We start from the raw sequence: 19,631 nt of genomic DNA, 5'->3' as shown, positions 1-19,631 counted from the left end.
GCGTTTGCGGCCACTGTTGCCTGCGCTTGCAGTTGCTGGCGCAGGCTATGGGTCGATAATCAGGCGGTTTTCATCCCGTAAATCAATATGACTGCACCTCTGGACATCGTCGTCATGGCTGCCGGCAAAGGCACCCGCATGAAAAGCCGCCATCCCAAGGTGCTGCAAAAGCTGGCCGGTCGCGCCCTGTTGCAGCATGTGCTGGACACCGCGGCGCAGCTCAAGGCGCGCTCGGCCGTGGTGGTGACGGGCCATGGCGCTGCGGAAGTGGAGGCTGCCATCACCGCCGCCAATGGTGCGGATGGGACCATGGATCTGAAGTTTGTGCGCCAGGAGCCTCAGCTGGGAACCGGCCATGCTGTGCAGCAGGCCGTGCCTGCGCTCAAGGATGATGGCCTGGTCGTGGTGCTGTCGGGTGATGTGCCGCTGACCCAGGCCGACACGCTGCAGGGTCTGCTCGATGCCGCAGGCAGCGACAAGATGGCCCTGCTCACCGTGAGCATGGCTGATCCCACGGGCTACGGCCGCATCGTGCGCAACGGTGCCGGCACAGTGCAGCGCATCGTCGAGCAAAAGGACGCCAGCGAAGCCGAACGTGCCATCACCGAGATCTACAGCGGCATCATGGCCGTGCCCGCCAGGCATCTGACGGCATGGCTGGCCAAGCTCGACAACAACAACGCCCAGGGCGAGTACTACCTGACCGATATCGTCGCCATGGCTGTGGCCGACGGCGTGCCCGTGGTGGGCCATCGCATCGCCGATGCGCTGCAGGTGGCGGGCGTCAACAGTCCGCTGCAACTGGCCGAGCTGGAACGGGCGCACCAGCTGCGCCAGGCGCGTGGGCTGATGGAGCAGGGCGTGCGCATGGCCGATCCTGCGCGCTTCGACCTGCGCGACGATGCTCGCGGCACCAAGGCCAGCCTGAGCTGCGGCCAGGATGTGGAAATCGACGTGAACTGCATCTTTGCCGGCAAGGTGACGATTGGCGCCGGTGCCACGATCGGCGCCAACTGCCATCTCAGCAATGTGAGCATTGCCGACGATGCCGTGATCCATCCCTTCACCCACATCGACGGCGAGAAGGCAGGTGTGGAAGTGGGCCAGGGCGCGCTGATCGGCCCGTTTGCCCGCTTGCGCCCCGGCGCCAAGCTGGGTCGCGAAGTGCATATCGGCAACTTCGTGGAGGTCAAGAACTCCACCCTGGCCGACGGCGCCAAGGCCAATCACCTGGCCTATCTGGGCGATGCCACGGTGGGGGAACGCGTGAACTACGGCGCAGGCAGCATCACGGCCAACTATGACGGTGTGAACAAGCACCGCACCGTGATCGAGGCCGATGTGCATATCGGCAGCAACTGCGTGCTGGTGGCTCCCGTGACCATTGCCGCCGGTGGTACGGTGGGCGGCGGCTCCACCGTGACCAAGAACACCGAGTTAGGTGCTTTGACGGTCGGACGCGGCAGGCAGGTCAGCATCCGCAACTGGAAGCGCCCAGAAAAGCTGCCCAAAGCCTGATGGAACCCATGCATCCAGTTGTTGAAAGCAAGGTGCCTCGGACGCTGGACGAGGCGCTGGCGCTGCTGGCCAAGCGCGAGGCCGAGCTGGCCGCCCTGCGCACGGCCCAGCAGGAATGGGTGCATGCGGTCTCGCATGATCTGCGAGCCCCGCTGCGCCATCTGCTGGCTTTCAACCCATTGATTGCCGAATTGCTGCAGTCCCCCAGCCCTGGTGTCGAGGACCTGGAAGAGGCGCGCAGTTTTTTGCAAACCATGGACCAGTCCGCCCAACGCATGGCGGCCATGTTCGAAGGCTTGCTGCAGCTGGCACGGGCCCAGCGCCATGTGCTGCAGCCGCAGCCCGTGGACTTGCCTGCCTTGCTGGGCAGTCTGCGCCAGCGTCTGCAGGTGCGCACGCAAGGCCGGCGCATAGAGTGGTGCCTGCCTGCTGCGGCCCCAAAGCTGCAGGCCGATCCGCATCTGCTGGAGCAGGCTTTGGATGCAGCTCTCGCCAATGCCGTCAAATTCACGCAAGCCATGCCGCTGGCACGCATTCAGGTCGATGTGCAGCGCGACGGGCAAGGCGGCTGCTCCATCTCGGTGACGGACAACGGCGTCGGCTTCGAGCAGGCGCGCTCGGGCAAGCTGTTTGGCGTCTTTCAGCGCATGCATCGCGAAGCCGAGTTCGAGGGCCTGGGCATCGGCTTGGCGCTGGTGCGCGACGTCTGCCGCCGCCATGGCGGCGAGGCGGAAATTCAGGCGCAGCTCAATGCGGGATGCCAGCTGCAGATGCACTGGCCGACCTGCTTGCCCTGAGTGCTCAGACCACGTCGCGGTCCAGGCTTTCCTGCCCGGGGTTCGCCGCGCTGATCCGTGTCGACTCGGGTCGCATGGGCATGGTGGAGGGGCTGTGCTGCCTCTCGGGCTGCTGGGTGGCATCCATCACCTGGTCGCGCCCACCGCTCTTGGCGCTGTAGAGCGCGCTGTCGGCCGCTTTGATCCATTCGGTCACAGAGCCGAAACTGTCATCGGCTGCGGCAACGCCGATGCTTGCGCTGATCTGCAGCTGCGGATAATCGCGAACGCGTATCTGGGCAATTTTTTCGCAAATGCGCATGGCCACGGAATATGCCTCCCTGGCCGTGGTGTGCTTGCACAGTACGGTGAATTCATCGCCGCCATAGCGCCCTGCAATATCGTTGCTGCGCAGGCTGTTTCTAATGGCCAGCCCGATCAGCTTCAAAACATCGTCGCCCACAATATGACCGTACAAATCGTTCACGCTTTTGAAACGGTCGATGTCAATCACCAGCAGACAGGTCTGCTCCTTGACGCTGCGGTGCTGGTGCAGGGCGGCACGGGCCTTTTTCCACCAGTAATCGCGGCTGTATACCGTGGTCAGCGGATCGATGCGCCCCAATAGCTTGAGCTGGAGATTCTGCCGGGCCAGAGTCTTGAGCATGCGACTGTTGGACCAGCTGGCATAGGCGCTGTGCATGACGATCAGCGGCAGCAGGCTCAGTTGCACTGCCAGCGGCGCATCCCATTGCGGGCTGGGCGTGATGGCCAGGCTCATGAAAAACATGCCACACAGCAGTGCGATCAGGGATGGCAGCCAGCGGCGCTTCAATCCGGTATAGAAGCGGTCGGCCACCCCTATGGCCAGAATGCAGAGGCTGGGTAGCAGACTCCAGTGCATCAGAGCGATCCAGCAACCGACGATCAGCGCATCGATCAGGGAGTTGAAATACTCCGCCTGGAACTGATCCTGTTGCCGACTTGAATGCAAAAAAGCAATATGTGGCCACGCCAGTGCACTTACCGCCGTGAATGCCCACCAGGCGAGATTGGTCGGGAGATATGACAGGCTCGCAGCTACCACTGCTCCGCCCAGTGCCATATAAGAGGCGCGCAGAGGATAGGTGCGTCGGTGAATATCTCGATGCAAGGGCATCTGGTGGATTTGGCTTAAGTCAAGATCGCGAGAATAATCGAATTAATACAATTTGTATCAAATATTAAGGAGCCTGCGCAGCATCTACACCACACATTGCGGTTCAAGAATAAAGGCGTGCAAGTCCCTAATGATGAGGGGCTGGCAAAGGCAGTTCGGTGCTGAATTTGGCGCGTTTGAGACTGAAGAAGGCTTTGACATTGCGCACATTGGCGTCCTGCGTGAACAGCTTCTGGCTCAAGGCCAGATAGGCTGGCATGTCGGCGCTGGCAATGACGAGGACGAAGTCGGGGCCGGGAGAGACGCGCCAGCATTGCTGCACGCCGGGCTCGGCAACGGCTTTGTGCTCGAACTGCAGCAGCGAGGCACTGTCCTGCCGGTCCAGCGAGACTTCCACAATGGCCTGTAGGCCATGGCCGGTGAAGCGTGCAATGTGTTCGCTGCTGAGGATGGCGACCTGTTTCTCGATCAGACCCAGTTCCTGCAGTCGCTTGACTCGGCGCAGGCAGGTGGCGGCAGACAGGTCCAGCAGCCGGGCCAGGGCCTGGTTGCTCAGGCTGGCATCCTGCTGCAATTGCTGCAGTAGCTGGAGGTCGGTATGGTCCAGATTGATGGAATCTTCATTCATTTATATGGATTTTATTGAATAAAAAATCAAACTGCAGTGATTGTGAAATTTTCGGTCATTTTTCATTTCTTATTGATTGAAAATTTTTCATTGCAGCAGATAGCATGCTCGCTCAATCAACCTAAGGTGTACCTCTATGTGTGGCATTGTTGCTGCGGTGTCTCATCGCAATATCGTTCCGGTTCTGGTCCAGGGTTTGCAGCGACTGGAGTATCGCGGTTATGACTCCTGTGGGGTGGCGGTGCAGGCCGCGGACGCCAACGGCTTGAGCCTTGGGTTGCAGCGTGCGCGTTCCACAGCCCGCGTGGCCGAGCTGATGGAGCAGGTCAAGACCGAACATGTGGAAGGTTTCACCGGCATTGCCCATACCCGCTGGGCCACTCACGGCGAACCTGCGGTGCGCAATGCCCATCCTCATTTCAGCCATGGCCCCGGCATCTCCCCCGTGGCCGATGCCGATGCGCCGGCACGCGTGGCCCTGGTGCACAACGGCATCATCGAGAACTACGAAGCCTTGCGTACCGAGCTGCAGGCCAAGGGCTATGTATTTGCCAGCCAGACCGACACCGAGGTCATTGCCCACCTGGTGGACAGTCTCTACAGCGGCGATCTGTTCGAAGCCGTGCAGGCCGCGACGGCCCGTCTGCATGGTGCTTACGCGATTGGCGTCATGCACCGGGACGAGCCTCAGCGCGTGGTCGGCGCCCGCGCCGGCTCGCCGCTGATTCTGGGTGTAGGCAAGGACGGCGGCGAGCATTTCCTGGCCAGCGACGCGATGGCGCTGGCAGGCGTCACCGATCAGATCGTGTATCTGGAAGAGGGCGATCTGATCGATCTGCAGCCGGGACGCTACTGGGTCATCAGCAGGAGCGGCGAGCGCCTGACGGAGCAGCAGCGTCCGGTCAGGACCGTGATGGCACACAGCGGCGCAGCCGAGCTGGGCCCTTATCGCCACTACATGCAAAAGGAAATCTTCGAGCAGCCCCGCGCCCTGGGCGATACGCTGGAGGGCTTGAAGAACATTGCCCCCGAGCTGTTTGACGGGGTCACTTCGGAAGGCAAGACCGGTGCTGCGGCCTGGCGCGTGTTCAAGGAGATCGACCGGGTCCTGATCCTGGCTTGCGGCACCAGCTATTACAGCGGCTGCACGGCCAAGTACTGGATCGAGTCGATTGCCGGGATTCCCTGCAATGTGGAAGTGGCCAGCGAGTACCGCTACCGCACCAGCGTGCCCGATCCCAAGACCCTGATCGTGACCATCACCCAGTCGGGCGAGACGGCCGACACGCTGGCGGCCCTGCGCCATGCCCAGAGCCTGGGCATGAAGCACAGCCTGACCATCTGCAATGTGGCCACCAGTGCCATGGTGCGCGAGTGCGAGCTGGCCTATATCACCCGCGCTGGCGTGGAGATCGGCGTGGCATCGACCAAGGCCTTCACGACACAGCTGGCAGGCCTGTTCCTGCTGACGCTGGCGCTGGCCCAGTCCAAGGGACGCTTGGTGGAAGAGAAAGAGCAGCAGTATCTGACGGCCATGCGCCATCTTCCCGTGGCCCTGCAGTCCGTGCTGGCGCTGGAGCCGCAGATCATCAGCTGGGCCGAAGACTTTGCGAAGAAGGAAAACGCACTGTTCCTGGGGCGCGGCATTCACTACCCCATCGCTCTGGAAGGCGCGCTCAAGCTCAAGGAAATCAGCTATATCCACGCCGAGGCCTATCCCGCTGGCGAGCTCAAGCATGGCCCGCTGGCGCTGGTGGACAGCCAGATGCCTGTGGTCACCGTGGCGCCCAACGACGAACTGCTGGAAAAGCTCAAGAGCAATATGCAGGAAGTGCGTGCGCGCGGCGGTGTTCTCTATGTGCTGGCCGATGCCAAGACCAATATCGAAAGCAGCGAAGGCATGCATGTGATTCGCATGCCCGAGAACTATGGTGCACTGAGCCCCATCCTGCACGTGGTGCCGCTGCAACTGCTGGCCTATCACACGGCGGTGGCACGCGGCACCGATGTGGACAAGCCGCGCAACCTGGCCAAGTCGGTAACGGTGGAATAAGCAGACGGTCTCTGCGACGAAAAAGCGCTCCCTGGGAGCGCTTTTTGGTTTGGGCATGGCAGGTGGATGGCTGGCTTCAGCGCTGGCTAGACTCCTGCTGCCTTGAAGACCCGACGCAGTACCTGCATGGGTAGAAATTTGACGCGGCGGCGTTTGAGTTCATGTCGGTAGAGGCGCTCCCTCTCAATGAAGTTGATTTTTTCTTTCATTGCGATGTGTCTGGATGGCTAACCCGTCCAATCTAACAGCGTAGTGCGCATTTTTCGTAACACCCTGTCAGAGGGATTCGACATCCACATCCCGGCGCTGAAGCTCGCATGTCCCGGCATGCATGCAGCCATTCTGGCTCGCCCATGAGAAACGCCCCTTTCGGGGCGCTTGTGCAGAGCGATTTTGCTTACATATTATTGGGCAGCACGGTCACGATCTGCGGGAAGAACCACAGTATCACGAGTGCCAGCACCATCAATAGGAAGTACGGTGCGCAGACCCGGGCCAGGTAGGTGATCTGCTTGCCTGTCATGCCCTGCAGCACGAACAGGTTGAAGCCTACTGGCGGCGTGATCTGAGCAGTCTCCACCGTGATGACGAGAAAGATGCCGAACCACAAGGGGTCGATGCCTGCGGCCTGGATGATGGGCAGGACCACGCTGGAGGTCAGCACAATGGTGGAGATGCCGTCCAGAAAACAGCCGATGAGAATGTAGAACAGGCCCAGCACCACGATCAGCATGGCGGGCGAGAGGTTCAGGCTGCCCACGTATTCGGCCAGCTGGCGTGGCAGGCCGATATAGCCCATGGACAAGGTCATGAAGGCAGCACCGGCGAGGATCAGCGCGATCATGCAGTAAAGTCGGGTGGCTCCGAACAGCGAGTCCTTGAAGTTCTTCCAGCTCAGAGCACCTTGCAGGGCCGACAGGATCAGTGCTCCCATCACGCCTATGCCGGCGGCCTCGGTTGCCGTGGCAATGCCGCTGTAGATGCTGGCAATCACGCCCGAGATCAGCAGCACAACGGGGATCAGATGGCGCGACTCGTAGACTTTCTGCTTGAAGCTCGTGGTGCTGTCGGCCTTGGGCACCTTGTCCGGGTTCATCAAGGCCCAGACAACGATCCAGCCGCTGAACATCAGGGCCAGCATGATGCCTGGCAGGACGCCCGCCATGAACAGCTTGGAGATCGACAGCTCGGCCGATACCCCGTAGACGATCAGGATGATGGAGGGCGGTATCAGCAGGCCCAGCGTGGCGGGACCGCCCAGCGAGCCGATCACCATGTTCTCGGGATAGCCGCGCTTGCGAAGCTCGGGCACATTCATCTTGCCCACGGTGGCGCAGGTGGCGGCTGAGGAGCCGGACACCGCCGCAAAAATCGTGCAGCCTATGACGTTGGTGTGCAGCAGGCGGCCCGGCAGCGCATTGACCCAGGGTGCCAGGCCGCGAAACATGCTCTCGGACAGATTGGTGCGGTAGAGAATCTCGCCCATCCAGACAAACAGCGGCAGAGCCGTCAAGGTCCAGCTGCTGGCAGAGCTCCAGATGGTCATGGCCATGGCATCGCCCGCAGCGCGTGCGGTGAAGAACTCCATGCCGAACCAGGCAACGCCCGCCAGAGCCAGTCCGACCCAGACGCCGCCGCCAAGCAGAACCAGCAGCACCACGATCAGTGCAATGCTTGCGGTGATTTCATTCATGAGGGGTTCCCTCCTTCTCTACCGCCTTGCGTTTGCCCAGCAGCTCCAGCACCAGTTCGTCACAGAACGCGATGAAAAAAACAAGCGTGCCCAGAGCCATGAATATCTGCGGAATCCACAGCGGTGTGGCGTCGATACCCACGGAGATGTCTTCGATCTCCCAGGACTGCCAGACCAGGCGCGTGGAATAGAAAGCCAGAAAGGCCGAAAGAATGGTGGCGACGCCCAGGGCGGTCAGCTCCAGCGCCTTGTGGGCTTGGCCCTTGAGTGCACCCAGCAGCAAGGTGACGCGGATATGTTCACCTTTCTTCAAGGTGCTGGCCAGGGCCATGAAGCCGGCGCCGGCCATGGCATAGCCTGCGTAGGCATCGGTGCCCGGAGCGCTGAAGCCAAAAAGCCGGCTGGTGATGGTCAGCAGCACCATCGCCAGCACGCCGATCATGGCGATGCCTGCAAGCCAGGCACTGCCTTCATATAAACCATTGAGTAAGTTGCGCATGCTTGTCTTCCTGAGCGGATGAGGCCATCCGCCGCCAGCCCGATGCCGGAACTGGACGGTCGGACGCGACCTGCGCCTTACTTGCCAGCCTTGTAGTCGACGAGAATGGCCTGGCCGTCAGCGCCGGCCTTGTCCGTCCATTCCTTGATTACAGTCGCGCCGATCTTGCCCAGATCGGCCTTGAGCTGGGCGGAGGGCTGCTCGACCTGCATGCCGCCTTGCTTGAGGGCTGCTATCGAGCGCGCATCCACTTCTCTGGACTCTTTCCAGCCGCGCTGCTCGGCGGCGGCAGCGGCCTTGAGCACGGCCTCTTGCGTGCTCTTGTCCAGTGCGCCAAAGGCCTTCTTGCTCACGGTCACGGCATTCTTGGGAATCCAGGCCTGCACGTTGTAGTAGTACTTCAGGCTTTCAAACAGCTTGTTGTCGGCGCCGGTCGCGCTGGAGGTGATCAGACCATCCACCACGCCGGTTGCCAGTGCCTGGGACAGCTCGGCTTCCTGCACGGTTACGGGCTGGGCTCCGATTAGCTCGCCGATGCGGGCCGTGGTCGGCGAGTAGACGCGCCACTTCATGCCCTTGAGATCGGCTGCGGAGCTGATGGGTTTCTTGGTGTAGATGCCCTGGGGCGGCCAGGCCACGGAATACAGCAGCACCTGCCCCTGCTTGTCCAGCAGCTTTTGCAGTGCGGGTTTCTGGGCCTGGTAGAGCTTGTAGGCATCCTCGTAGTTGTTCACGAGAAAGGGCAGGCCATCGGTGCCGAAGATCTGCGACTCGTTCTGGAAGCTCACCAGAAAGAACTCGCCCATCTGTGCATTGCCGGTTTGCACGGCACGCTTGATTTCGGGCATCTTGAACAGCGATGCACCAAAGTGCGGCGTGATCTTGAGCTTGCCGCCCGTGGCGGCATCCACATCTTTCACAAACAGTTCGTTGTTCTTGGAGTGAAAGTTTCCAGGCCCGTATGCGGTGGCGAAATCCCACTTGGTTTGAGCCATTGCATGACCGGCAATGCCGATGCTGGCGAGCAAGGTGGCGGTGGCGCAGAAAAGGCGACGCTTCATGAAAACTCCTTGGATAAGAGATGCGGACGAATGAACTCAGGCAAGAGTTGTGCCAAAAGTAGCATTTGTCTCAACAAACATCCATGAGGGATTTCAACGAGTTTTTAGAAAGCGTAGGGCGTTTTCTAGATTATCTCCATTGAGTGGGGCTGAATTGTTGAACAAGAAATTTCAGGGAGCCTTGATGCCCGCCTCTGCCAGACGCCGGGCATAGGCGGCCAGAATGATGCGCTCCGAGTGCACCAGATAGGCACTGAGTTCCTGCGCCGCCTCTGCGGGCCTGCCGGCTTCGAAGATCTGCAGAATCTTCAGATTCATGCCTACATAGGGGGCATGCAGAAAATGCGGGTCGCGCAGCAGGCCGAAGGCCAGGCGCAGCTCCGCCAGCAGATGGGAGAACATCTCGTTGAGGCGTTCGCTGTCGGCCAGGGCCACAATGGCTTTGTGAAACGCCATATTGGCGGTGCCCACCTCGGACCAGTCCTCGGCCTCGCTGTGCCGCTGGCCGCTTTCCACGGCCTCGCGCATCCGCGTCAGTGCCGGGTGCATGGGATAGGCCTGTGCAAGTGCCTGGCACTCGATCATGCGCCGCACGCGATAGATATCGATGATGGACGCCATGCTGGGCACGGCCACCGATACGCCCTTGTTGGGCTCGTGTACCAGCAGACCTTCCTTGGTCAGCATGCGGAACACCTCGCGCAAGGTGTTGCGCGAAATATCCAGCGCTTCGCTGAGTGCTGCTTCTGACAGTCGCTGGCCCGGGCTCAGCACGCCCTTGACCAGCTGGCTGCGTATTTCTTCGGCGATGCGTTCGGTCAGGTTCTGGACCTCTGCGGCGACTTTCATGGCATTCCCTTTTGGCTGTCGCCAGAGTGTAGCCATCGTTCTGTTGACCCAGAGAAGTTCAAAAGAGTGGTGAGACCTAGGGTTTGCTCTATTACAAAGTCTATTTGTTCTGCAAACAATTTCATTTGTGGAATCAATCTAAATAGATTGTTCAACAATTGGAGGGATGAAGCGGCTCTGGAGCAGAGCTGCCCAGCCTTCTTCAAAAGAGCTGGCGGGGTTGCCAATAGCGTTCCCGTCTTTGGTAGAGCCCGCCGCGCAGCGGATCAGGGCGTGATTTCCGGAGGCTTCCATGCCTGTAGACGTAAACCTGTGGCCGCTGATCGGCGTGCTCATCATCATTGCCGGCTTCGCGCTGCGCTTTAACCCCATGCTGGTGGTCATCGTGACCGCCATCGGCACCGCCTTCGCGGCAGGCTTTCCGCTGGACAAGGTTCTGGCCGCCATCGGGGCCGGCTTCATCAAGACCCGCAATCTGCCGCTCATCATCTTGCTGCCGCTGGCCGTGATCGGCCTGCTGGAGCGTCATGGCCTGCGTCAGCATGCGCAGAACTGGATCAGCTCCATCAAGTCGGCCACAGCCGGTCGCCTGCTGATCGTCTACCTGGCAGCGCGTCAGCTCACGGCAGCCATCGGCCTGACCAGCCTTGGAGGGCATCCCCAGATGGTGCGTCCGTTGCTGGCCCCCATGGCCGAAGGCGCGACGGAAAACCGCTACGGCAAGCTGTCGGGCAAGGTACGCGAGAAGCTGCGTGCCATGTCGGCTGCCACGGACAACGTGGGCCTGTTCTTTGGTGAGGACATCTTCGTGGCCTTTGGCGCGATCGTGCTGATGACCACCTTCCTGAAGGAGGCCGGCATCGAGGTCGAACCGATTCATGTCGCGCTGTGGGGCATTCCTACGGCCATCTCGGCCTTTGCCATCCATGCCTTCCGCCTGCATCGCCTGGACAGGCAGTTGGCGCGTGAAATTGCTGCAGAAAAGAAAGTTGCCCAGGGAGAACAGGCATGACCATCACCATTCAATACCTGTACTACCTCGTCGGCCTGGTGCTGGCGGTGACGGCCGTGATGACGCTGCGCGACGGCAGCAACCCGCGCCGTTTCTCTGCGGGCCTGTTCTGGGCGCTGTATGCGCTGGTGTTCCTCGTCGGTGATCTGCTGCCGCCTGTATGGGTGGGGGCGGTGGCGGTGATCATGGCCCTGATTGCCGGTTTCGGCGGCGTCATGGGCGGCAAGCACCAGCCGCGCACCGATGCGCAATACCTGGAAAGCGCCAAGCGCCTGGGCAACAAGCTGTTCGTGCCGGCGCTGGCCATCCCGCTGATCACGATGGTGGGCACGCTGTCGGCCAAGCATCTGGTCTTTGGCGGCACACCCCTGATCGACCCCAAGAACAGCACTCTGGTCAGCCTGGGCATCGGCTGCGTGATTGCGCTGGTGCTGGCCTGCAAGATGACACGCGAGACCCCGGTGCAGGGGCTGCGCGAGTCGCACCGCCTGATCGACGCACTGGGCTGGGCCCTGGTGCTGCCGCAGATGCTGGGCATGCTGGGTCTGGTGTTCTCTGATGCCGGCGTGGGCAAGGCCGTCGCCTATGTGACCACCACCTACATCAACATGGATGTGCGCTTTGTGGCCGTGGCCGTGTACGTGATCGGCATGGCGCTGTTCACCGTCATCATGGGCAATGGCTTTGCGGCCTTTCCGGTGATGACCGGCGGCGTGGGCGTGCCCGTGCTGGTTGGCGTCTACCATGGTGACCCGGCCGTGATGGCGGCAGTCGGCATGCTGTCGGGCTACTGCGGCACCTTGCTGACGCCTATGGCGGCCAACTTCAACCTGGTGCCCGCCGCACTGCTGGAAATTGACAAGAATGCCGTCATCCGTGCGCAGGTTCCCACGGCCATCACGCTGCTGATCGTGAATGTGTTCCTGCTCAACTTCCTGATGTTCCGATAAGAGAGAGTTGCTATGACTGAGGCTGCCCACCGAATCCTGCTGACCGGCTTTGAGCCCTTCGACAAAGATAGCGTCAACCCCTCGTGGGAAGTGGCGCGCGCGCTGGACGGCGAGCTGATTGCGGATGGCGTGGTGCATGCCGTGCAACTGCCCTGCGTGTTCGGCGCGGCCATGACGGCGCTGGACGAGGCGCTGGCCAGGCTCCAGCCCACGCTGATCATCAGCCTGGGGCTGGCCGGCGGGCGCTCGGAAATCACGCCGGAGCGTGTGGCCATCAATATCGACGATGCCCGCATTCCGGACAACGCGGGCCATCAGCCCGTCGATCAGTCCGTGGTGCGCGACGCGCCCGCGGCCTACTTCTCGACCCTGCCCATCAAGGCCATGGTGCGCCATCTGCGGGACGCGGGCATTCCGGCTGCGGTATCGAACACCGCGGGCACTTTTGTCTGCAACCATGTGTTTTATGCCCTGATGCACAGGCTGTCGCGCCGTGCGGCCCCTGGCGTGCGCGGCGGCTTTATTCACATACCCGCGCTGCCGCAGCAGGCCGCGCGCCAGCCAGGCATGGCCAGCATGGCGCTGGAGACACAGATTCAGGGCATACGCACAGCCATTCATACGGCCATGACGGTGCAGCAGGATTTGCAGGAACACGCAGGTCAGCTGCATTGATGCCGACCGGGAGAAGAATGATGATGAAAATGGATTTGAACAGCGATCTGGGCGAGAGCTTCGGCGCCTGGCGCATGGGCGACGATGCGGCCATGCTGGACATCGTCAGCAGCGCCAATGTGGCTTGCGGCTTTCATGCCGGCGATGCGGCCGGGATACTGGCCACGCTCAGGGCCGCCAAGGCGCGCGGCGTGGTTGTCGGCGCGCATGTGGCCTACCGCGACTTGTCGGGTTTCGGGCGTCGCAACATGGATGTGGCCAGCGGCGATCTGGTGGCCGATGTGATCTACCAGATCGGTGCTCTGCAAGGCCTGGCGCAGGCGGTCGGAACCAGTGTCCAGTACGTCAAGCCGCACGGTGCGCTCTACAACACCATTGCCCAGGACAAGCGTCAGGCCATGGATGTGATCAATGCCATCAAGGCCATCAATCCCAGGCTGGTGTTGATGGCGCTGGCAGGTGCTCCCCTGATTGAATGGGCCCGCGATGCGGGCCTGAACGTGGTGGCCGAGGCCTTTGCCGATCGAGGATACACGCCAGATGGCGCCCTGGTTTCGCGCCGCGAGCCCGGTGCCGTGCTGCATGACGAAAACCTGATTGCCCAGCGCATGCTGACCCTGGTGCGTGAGGGCGTGATCGAGGCCGTGGACGGCAGCCTGGTGCGTGTGCAGGCCGATTCCATCTGCGTGCACGGCGACAGCCCCGGTGCCGTGGCCATTGCACGCAACATCCGCCAGCGCTTCGAGCAGGAGGGCGTGCAGATCACCTCCTTTGTGGAATCCGCACCATGAGTGCCATGCGCTTTTTACCCGTCAACCGCCACGCCATCCTGGTGGAGCTGCCCGACCTGCAGCAGACGCTGGTGCTGCTGGGTGCCTTGCAGGCTAGTCCCATAGAAGGCGTGCAGGAGCTGGTGCCTGCCGCGCGTACCATTCTTGTACAGTTTGCGCCCCATATCATCGGCGCGGCGCAGCTGGTGCGGCGCATTGCTGCCTGCGATCTGAGCGGCAGTGTGCAGCGCTCGGACGTGCTGGTGCAGATTCCCGTGCGCTATGACGGCGAGGATCTGGCCGAAGTCGCCCAGATCCTGGGCATCACGGCCGAAGAGGTGGTGCGCCGCCACACGGGCAGCGAATGGTCGGTGGCCTTCACCGGCTTTGCGCCGGGCTTTGCCTATCTGAGCGGCGGCGACCCCGTCTTCAACGTGCCACGCCGTGCCACGCCGCGCACCAAGGTGCCTGCGGGCGCCGTGGCGCTGGCCGGCAGCTTCAGCGCTGTCTATCCCCAGGCCAGCCCCGGCGGCTGGCAGATCATCGGCGTGACCGATGCCGCGATGTGGGATCTGGCGCGCGATCTGCCTGCGTTGCTGCAGCCCGGCTATCGCGTGCAGTTTGTCGATGCTGCTACTCAAAAAGAAGCTGCCAGCGTATTTTCTGAATCGATTTCAGATAGAAAAGTATCTGAAATCAATACGGATCAGGCGCAATCAGCTACGAGCTTCAATGGCTGTGCCTTGCGGGTGCGCGCCACGGGTCTGCTCACACTGTTCCAGGATAGAGGTCGCCATGGCCAGGCCGGCCAGGGCGTTTCTGCCTCCGGTGCCATGGATCAGGCTGCGTTCAAGACGGCCAACAGGCTGGTCGGCAACGGTAGCCAGTTGCCGGTGCTGGAGACGGTAGGCGGCGGCCTGTCGCTGCAAAGCGTGGGCGAGAATGTAGTGGCCGTGACTGGCGCGGACGCTCCTCTTGGCATCACCACGGCCGACGGGCGCAGCTGGTCTGCGCCGCGCTATGCCGCGATTGCGCTGGCCGATGGCGACACGCTGAGCCTTGCCCAGCCCGTGGCCGGTGCCCGCTGCTATGTGGCGGTGCGCGGCGGCTACGAGGTGGCTCCCGTGCTGGGCAGCGCTTCGACGGACACCCTGGCCCATGTCGGCCCGCCCGCTCTGCAAACTGGACAGTTGCTGGCGGTGCTGCCGGCCCCCCAGGCCGTGGTGGCCGAGCTGACCCTGCCGGTGCAGGAGCTGCCGGCCCCGGATGGCGAGGTGGTGCTGGATGTGGAGCTGGGCCCGCGTACCGACTGGTTCACGCCCGAGGCCGTTGCCTTGCTGGCCGCACAGCGCTGGCAGGTCACGCCCCAGTCCAATCGCGTGGGCCTGCGCCTGGCCGGAGAACAGGCGCTGACGCGCGCCGTGAGCAGCGAGCTGCCCAGCGAGGGCACGCCGCTGGGGGCCATCCAGGTTCCCGCCAGCGGCCAGCCCGTGCTGTTTCTGGCCGACCACCCCTTGACCGGCGGCTATCCAGTCATCGGCTGCGTGGCACCCCATCATCTGGATCTTGCGGGACAGATTCCCGTAGGGGCCTGGATTCGTTTTAACCCCATCCGCGCCTTTGCAGAGCTGGTGCCTGCAGCTGCGGAGTGAGGAGTGAGTTGATGAAAAAAGTTCTGATTGCCAACCGTGGTGAGATCGCCGTGCGCATTGCACGCGCCTGTGCCGACTATGGCGTTAAATCCGTCGCCGTCTATGCCGATGCCGATATCGATGCCCTGCACGTGCGCCGTGCCGACGAGGCCTACGGCCTCGATGGCGACAAGCCCGCCGACACCTATCTGAAAATCGCCAAACTGATTGCGATTGCAAAGCGTTCGGGCGCCGATGCAGTCCATCCCGGCTATGGCTTTCTGTCCGAGAGCGAAGCCTTTGCGCAGGCCGTGCTGGATGCGGGTCTGGTCTGGATCGGCCCGCGCCCCGACACCATTGCCAAGCTGGGCGACAAGGTCGAGGCGCGCAAGATTGCGCTGCAGGTCGGTGCGCCGCTGGTGGCCGGAACGCCCGATCCCGTCAAGGATGCCGACGAAGTGCTGGCCTTTGCCCAGCAGCATGGTCTGCCCATCATCATCAAGGCCGCTTTTGGTGGTGGTGGCCGTGGCATGAAGATCGCCTGGCACATGGACGAAGTGGCAGAGCTGTATGCATCCGCCGTGCGCGAGGCCGTGACGGCTTTCGGTCGTGGCGAGTGTTTTGTCGAGCAGTTCCTCGACAAGCCGCGCCATATTGAGGCGCAGGTGATTGCCGACACGCACGGCAATGTGGTTGTGCTGGGCACGCGCGATTGCTCGCTGCAGCGCCGCAACCAGAAGCTGGTGGAAGAGGCTCCTGCCCCCTTCATCAGCGATGCCCAGCGCGAACGAATTCACAGCGCGGCGAAGGCGATCTGTGCGCAAGCCGGCTATGTCAGTGCGGGAACCGTGGAGTTTCTGCTCAGCGGCAACGGCTCCATTTCCTTCCTTGAGGTCAATACCCGCCTGCAGGTCGAGCACACCGTGACCGAGGAAACCACGGGCATCGATCTGGTGCAGGAACAGCTGCGTGTGGCCGACGGTCTGCCGCTGTCCTTCACGCAGACTCCCGCACCACGGGCCCATTCCATCGAGTTCCGCATCAATGCCGAAGACGTGGGCCGCGGCTTTCTGCCCACGCCGGGTCTGATCACGCGCTTTGCCCCGCCTTCGGGGCCGGGCGTGCGGCTCGATTCGGGCGTCGAGTCCGGCTCGGTGATCCCCGGCACGTTTGACTCCATGATGGCCAAGCTCATCGTCACGGGGGCCACGCGCGAGCAGGCGCTGGCCCGTGCCCGGCGTGCGTTGGCCGAGTTCCGCATCGAGGGCGTGGCTTCGGTGCTGCCCTTCCACAAGGCTGTGCTGAATCAGGCCGACTTTGTGGGGACTGCGGGCTTCAACGTCCACACCCGCTGGATCGAGACCGAATTTGCCGAGCCCCTGGCCGCTGCCGCCCGCGCCGAGCCTGTGGCCGACACAAGCCTGCTGCGCACCGCCATCGAGATCGACGGTCGCCGCGTGCAGCTGGGCCTGCCCGCCATGCTGCTGCAAGGGCTGTCTGCACCGACGACGGGCGTGGCTCAGGCCGCCGCGCAGCAAAGCGTGGACCCTGATGCGGTCATCTCGCCCATTGCCGGCAATCTGCACGCCTGGAAGGTGGCCGACGGTGACGAGGTCAAGGAAGGCGATGTGATCGCCGTGATGGAAGCCATGAAGATGGAAATGCAGGTCTCGGCCCACAAGAGCGGTCGCGTCACATTGGCCGCGCAGGCAGGCGCCGCGCAGACCTTGAGTGCCGTGATCGCGCATATCCGATAAGCCTGGCCAGCTCCGCTTGAAGCGCGACCCCTGGGTCGCGCTTTGTTTTTCTAGCTTCGCTTCACGCAGCTCATGGCCATGGCCACCAGTGCATCGAGAAACTCGGGTGAGCGGGCCTGCTGCGGCACATCGTGCACGGCGCTGTGAATGATCTCGCGCAGGCCCTGGCCCAGCAGATAGGCGGCCATTGGCAGGTTGTCGGTCTGCACCTGCGAGCCATGCATCTGCAGCAGTGGCAGCCAGGTGGTGTTGATGAATTCCTCCCGGCTGGCCTGCGGTGCATGCCACAGACCCAGATGCAAGGCCGTGCGATAGCGCGTGTGGAAAGCATGGCTGAGCTGATGCAGGCGCTGCTCGACCCGGATCATGTTCGCAAAGATCTGGCGCAATATGGCTTCGAGCGACAGGCCCTGCAGCTGCTCGCGCATCTGGAAAAGCTGCTCGGATTCCTGATCGAGCAGGCGCTCATACACTGCCGCAATCATGGACTCCTTGTTGGGAAAGTATTGGTAGATGGAGCCCACGGCAGCACCCGACACCTCTGCAATGCGATTGACCGTGAGAGCGTCCTCGCCTTCCTTTTCGAGAAGGCGCAAACAGGCTTCGGCAATGGCATCAACCAGCGCCCTGGAGCGTGCCTGCACAGGCTGTTTGCGCGGTTGCGGCAACTGCTCCTTGGGGCGTGGGGTGGTTGGCGCGTCCATGAAATGCAAGTCCTGTCTTCGGTTTGTCTGTTAGTGCTGATTTTTTCTTTTTCCATCAATGACTTGCGACGTCTTTGAGGGGGCTGGAATGCGAGTGGAAAAACCCACTCCCTCTGCCTAGACTTTGGATCAGGCTGCTCGCCATCCTATCGCTAAGGAGCGGCCCGACAAAGCCTGAGGCAGACGCTGTGCAGGAGACAGAAGCGCTGCACTCGGACAAGACACTGCATAGAGGAGAAAGCACATGTCATCCCCCATCTCGGTTCAGACTCTCGGCCCGCGCATCGGTGCCGAAGTGCTGAAGCTGGACCTGGCAGACACGTTGTCTGCGCAAACCCTGCAGGCGCTGGAAGCCGCCCTGCTCAGACATGAAGCACTGGTGCTGCATGTGCCCGATATGACGCCCGATCAGCATCTTGCGATTGCCAGGTATTTTGGCGAGGCCGAAGTCCATACCTTCTATCCCAATCTGGGCCAGGGCTATGAGCAGATCACGGTCATCGACTCCAAGCTCGGTGACCGCGCTGATATGTGGCACCACGACGAGAGCTTTCTGCCCAGTCCGCCCATCGTCACCATGACCCATGCGCGCATCCTGCCGCCCACGGGGGGCGATACCTGCTGGATCAGCATGACCAGTGCCTACGATGCGCTGTCGCCGCAGATGAAGCAGTACCTTGATGGCCTGAGTGCCTGGCATGACATGAACAGACCCATGACGGCGGCGCTGCAGCATGGCATCTGCACACATGAGCGCTATGTGGAAGTGGTCGCGCAGAACCGTCGCCAGTTGCACCCGATGGTGCGCGTGCATCCGCTCACGGGGCGCAAGGCACTCTACGTCAGCCCCACCTATGTCACGCATATAGACGGCCTGCCGCAGGCCGAAAGCCATGCCATCCTGACCTATTTGCATGCGCACTGCATGCAGGTGGAGTTCCTGTTCAAGCACCGCTGGGTGCTGGGCGATATGGTGATCTGGGACAACCGCAGCGTGGTGCACAACGCCATCATGGACTACGCCCCGCACCAGCGCCGCATGCACCGTGCATCGGTGTTTGCTCGCCAGGAGGCTGTTGCCCAGAAGCACCACGAACAGGAGGCAGCATGCGCCACGACGGAATAAACCAGGAGCTGCTGTCCAGATACGCGCCGCGCCCGGGTCGCAAGCCGCTGCTGCCTGCGCTCGGTGATCGCCAGCAGCTTGCGCTGTTGTGCCGCGTGCTCTCGCGCGAAGGCTATAACGACCATATCGCGGGCCACATCACCCTGCGCCTGGATGACGGCAGCTATCTTGCCAATCCCTGGGAGCTGACATGGAGCGAGCTGACGGCCTCGGACATCCTGAGGCTGGATGCACAAGGCCAGGTGATCGAGGGCGACTGGAACATCACTCCGGCCATCCGGCTGCACATGGACGTGCATGAAAAGCGCCACGATGTGCGCGTGGTCATCCACAACCATCCCGAATGGAGCTCGGTCTGGTCGGCCACGGGCAAGGTGCCGCCGGTGTATGACCAGACCTCGGCCCTGGTAGATACCGACCCCGTGGTCTATGACGAATACCGGGGCACGGTGGAGCAGCGCGAGCTGGGCAATGCCGTGGCCGGCGCATTGGGCCAGAGCAAATGGGCGCTGCTGGCCAATCATGGTGCGCTGGTGGTGGGCGAGAGCATTCGCCAGGCGCATCTGCGTGCCATCACGCTGGAGTGGCGTTGCCGCCTGGCCTGGCGGGTGCAGGCGCTCGGTGGCGGAACCCCCTTGAGCGATGCAGTGATCCAGGCGACCGGAGCGCGCACCGACCTCAACGGCTTCCCCTTCCTCTGGGAGGCCATGTGCCGCGAGGAAATCCGCCGCGATCCCGGCGTGCTGGAGTAGGCCCGCTTTTGCTTTCCG

At 62.3% G+C, this 19,631-nt stretch carries 18 protein-coding genes; 11 read left to right on the top strand and 7 right to left on the bottom strand.

Going from position 1 to position 19,631, the window contains the following annotated elements:
• The first annotated feature begins 87 nt into the window (after positions 1–87).
• Together glmU and F3J24_RS12930 are read left to right on the top strand one after the other, a co-directional pair.
• On the top strand, positions 88–1,518 hold the full coding sequence (glmU, locus tag F3J24_RS12935; protein WP_167006741.1) for a bifunctional UDP-N-acetylglucosamine diphosphorylase/glucosamine-1-phosphate N-acetyltransferase GlmU: 1,431 nt from the start codon (positions 88–90) through the stop codon (positions 1,516–1,518).
• A complete protein-coding gene (locus F3J24_RS12930) occupies positions 1,518–2,315 on the top strand; it encodes a HAMP domain-containing sensor histidine kinase (protein ID WP_167006738.1) in 798 nt (265 codons plus the stop codon). Before glmU ends, F3J24_RS12930 begins: the two co-directional genes overlap by 1 nt.
• Positions 2,316–2,319: 4 nt before the next feature.
• Here F3J24_RS12930 and F3J24_RS12925 read toward each other — a convergent pair whose 3' ends face one another.
• Positions 2,320–3,453, bottom strand: a complete 1,134-nt coding sequence (locus F3J24_RS12925; RefSeq protein ID WP_167006735.1) for a diguanylate cyclase AdrA — start codon at positions 3,451–3,453, stop codon at positions 2,320–2,322.
• A 127-nt stretch (positions 3,454–3,580) separates the two neighbouring features.
• Complete coding sequence (locus F3J24_RS12920) at positions 3,581–4,081, bottom strand: Lrp/AsnC family transcriptional regulator (protein WP_167006732.1); 501 nt, start codon at positions 4,079–4,081, stop codon at positions 3,581–3,583.
• A 136-nt stretch (positions 4,082–4,217) separates the two neighbouring features.
• On the opposite strand from F3J24_RS12920, the gene glmS reads away from it, so the two are divergent.
• Positions 4,218–6,134 carry a glutamine--fructose-6-phosphate transaminase (isomerizing) gene (gene glmS / locus F3J24_RS12915; protein ID WP_167006729.1) on the top strand — a complete coding sequence of 639 codons (1,917 nt, stop codon included), beginning with the start codon at positions 4,218–4,220 and terminating at the stop codon, positions 6,132–6,134.
• A 397-nt stretch (positions 6,135–6,531) separates the two neighbouring features.
• On the opposite strand, the gene F3J24_RS12910 is transcribed toward glmS, so the two are convergent.
• From F3J24_RS12910 to F3J24_RS12895, 4 genes are all read right to left on the bottom strand, one after another.
• Positions 6,532–7,827 carry a TRAP transporter large permease gene (locus F3J24_RS12910; protein ID WP_167006726.1) on the bottom strand — a complete coding sequence of 432 codons (1,296 nt, stop codon included), beginning with the start codon at positions 7,825–7,827 and terminating at the stop codon, positions 6,532–6,534.
• Positions 7,820–8,326 carry a TRAP transporter small permease gene (locus tag F3J24_RS12905; RefSeq protein WP_167006723.1) on the bottom strand — a complete coding sequence of 169 codons (507 nt, stop codon included), beginning with the start codon at positions 8,324–8,326 and terminating at the stop codon, positions 7,820–7,822. The genes F3J24_RS12910 and F3J24_RS12905 overlap by 8 nt, the downstream gene beginning before the upstream one ends.
• 77 nt (positions 8,327–8,403) lie before the next feature.
• Entirely contained in the window at positions 8,404–9,387 is a 984-nt protein-coding gene (locus tag F3J24_RS12900; RefSeq protein ID WP_167006720.1) for a TRAP transporter substrate-binding protein, read from the bottom strand.
• A gap of 171 nt (positions 9,388–9,558) precedes the next feature.
• Positions 9,559–10,236, bottom strand: a complete 678-nt coding sequence (locus F3J24_RS12895) for a GntR family transcriptional regulator (protein ID WP_003074324.1) — start codon at positions 10,234–10,236, stop codon at positions 9,559–9,561.
• A 292-nt stretch (positions 10,237–10,528) separates the two neighbouring features.
• On the opposite strand from F3J24_RS12895, the gene F3J24_RS12890 reads away from it, so the two are divergent.
• The 6 genes from F3J24_RS12890 to F3J24_RS12865 are packed head-to-tail and all read left to right on the top strand — an operon-like array spanning position 10,529 to position 17,031.
• A complete protein-coding gene (locus F3J24_RS12890; RefSeq protein WP_167006717.1) occupies positions 10,529–11,248 on the top strand; it encodes a DUF969 domain-containing protein in 720 nt (239 codons plus the stop codon).
• Positions 11,245–12,198, top strand: a complete 954-nt coding sequence (locus F3J24_RS12885) for a DUF979 domain-containing protein (RefSeq protein WP_167006713.1) — start codon at positions 11,245–11,247, stop codon at positions 12,196–12,198. The genes F3J24_RS12890 and F3J24_RS12885 overlap by 4 nt, the downstream gene beginning before the upstream one ends.
• 12 nt (positions 12,199–12,210) lie before the next feature.
• Positions 12,211–12,873, top strand: a complete 663-nt coding sequence (gene pcp, locus F3J24_RS12880; RefSeq protein WP_167006710.1) for a pyroglutamyl-peptidase I — start codon at positions 12,211–12,213, stop codon at positions 12,871–12,873.
• A gap of 23 nt (positions 12,874–12,896) precedes the next feature.
• Positions 12,897–13,664 (top strand): LamB/YcsF family protein, encoded by a 768-nt coding sequence (locus F3J24_RS12875; protein ID WP_167006707.1) that lies wholly within the window; start codon positions 12,897–12,899, stop codon positions 13,662–13,664.
• Positions 13,665–13,669: 5 nt separating this feature from the next.
• Positions 13,670–15,295: an urea amidolyase family protein gene (locus F3J24_RS12870; RefSeq protein ID WP_167007032.1), complete on the top strand. Its 1,626-nt coding sequence runs from the start codon at positions 13,670–13,672 to the stop codon at positions 15,293–15,295.
• 11 nt (positions 15,296–15,306) lie between these two features.
• Positions 15,307–17,031, top strand: coding sequence for a biotin carboxylase N-terminal domain-containing protein (locus F3J24_RS12865; protein ID WP_167006704.1), 1,725 nt, complete (start codon positions 15,307–15,309; stop codon positions 17,029–17,031).
• Positions 17,032–17,081: 50 nt separating this feature from the next.
• On the opposite strand, the gene F3J24_RS12860 is transcribed toward F3J24_RS12865, so the two are convergent.
• Positions 17,082–17,735 carry a TetR/AcrR family transcriptional regulator gene (locus F3J24_RS12860; RefSeq protein ID WP_167006701.1) on the bottom strand — a complete coding sequence of 218 codons (654 nt, stop codon included), beginning with the start codon at positions 17,733–17,735 and terminating at the stop codon, positions 17,082–17,084.
• A 244-nt stretch (positions 17,736–17,979) separates the two neighbouring features.
• Between F3J24_RS12860 and F3J24_RS12855 the strand changes: the two genes are divergently transcribed.
• Entirely contained in the window at positions 17,980–18,861 is an 882-nt protein-coding gene (locus F3J24_RS12855; protein ID WP_167006699.1) for a TauD/TfdA family dioxygenase, read from the top strand.
• The gene (locus F3J24_RS12850; RefSeq protein WP_167006697.1) at positions 18,843–19,613 is read left to right on the top strand and encodes a class II aldolase/adducin family protein; all 771 of its coding nucleotides are present in this window, start codon (positions 18,843–18,845) and stop codon (positions 19,611–19,613) included. Before F3J24_RS12855 ends, F3J24_RS12850 begins: the two co-directional genes overlap by 19 nt.
• Positions 19,614–19,631: the final 18 nt, after the last annotated feature.

Source organism: Comamonas sp. Tr-654 (genome assembly GCF_011752915.1).
GTDB lineage: Bacteria > Pseudomonadota > Gammaproteobacteria > Burkholderiales > Burkholderiaceae_C > Comamonas.
Note: the sequence above shows the minus strand (reverse complement) of the source record. Positions and strands in the feature narration are given on the sequence as shown.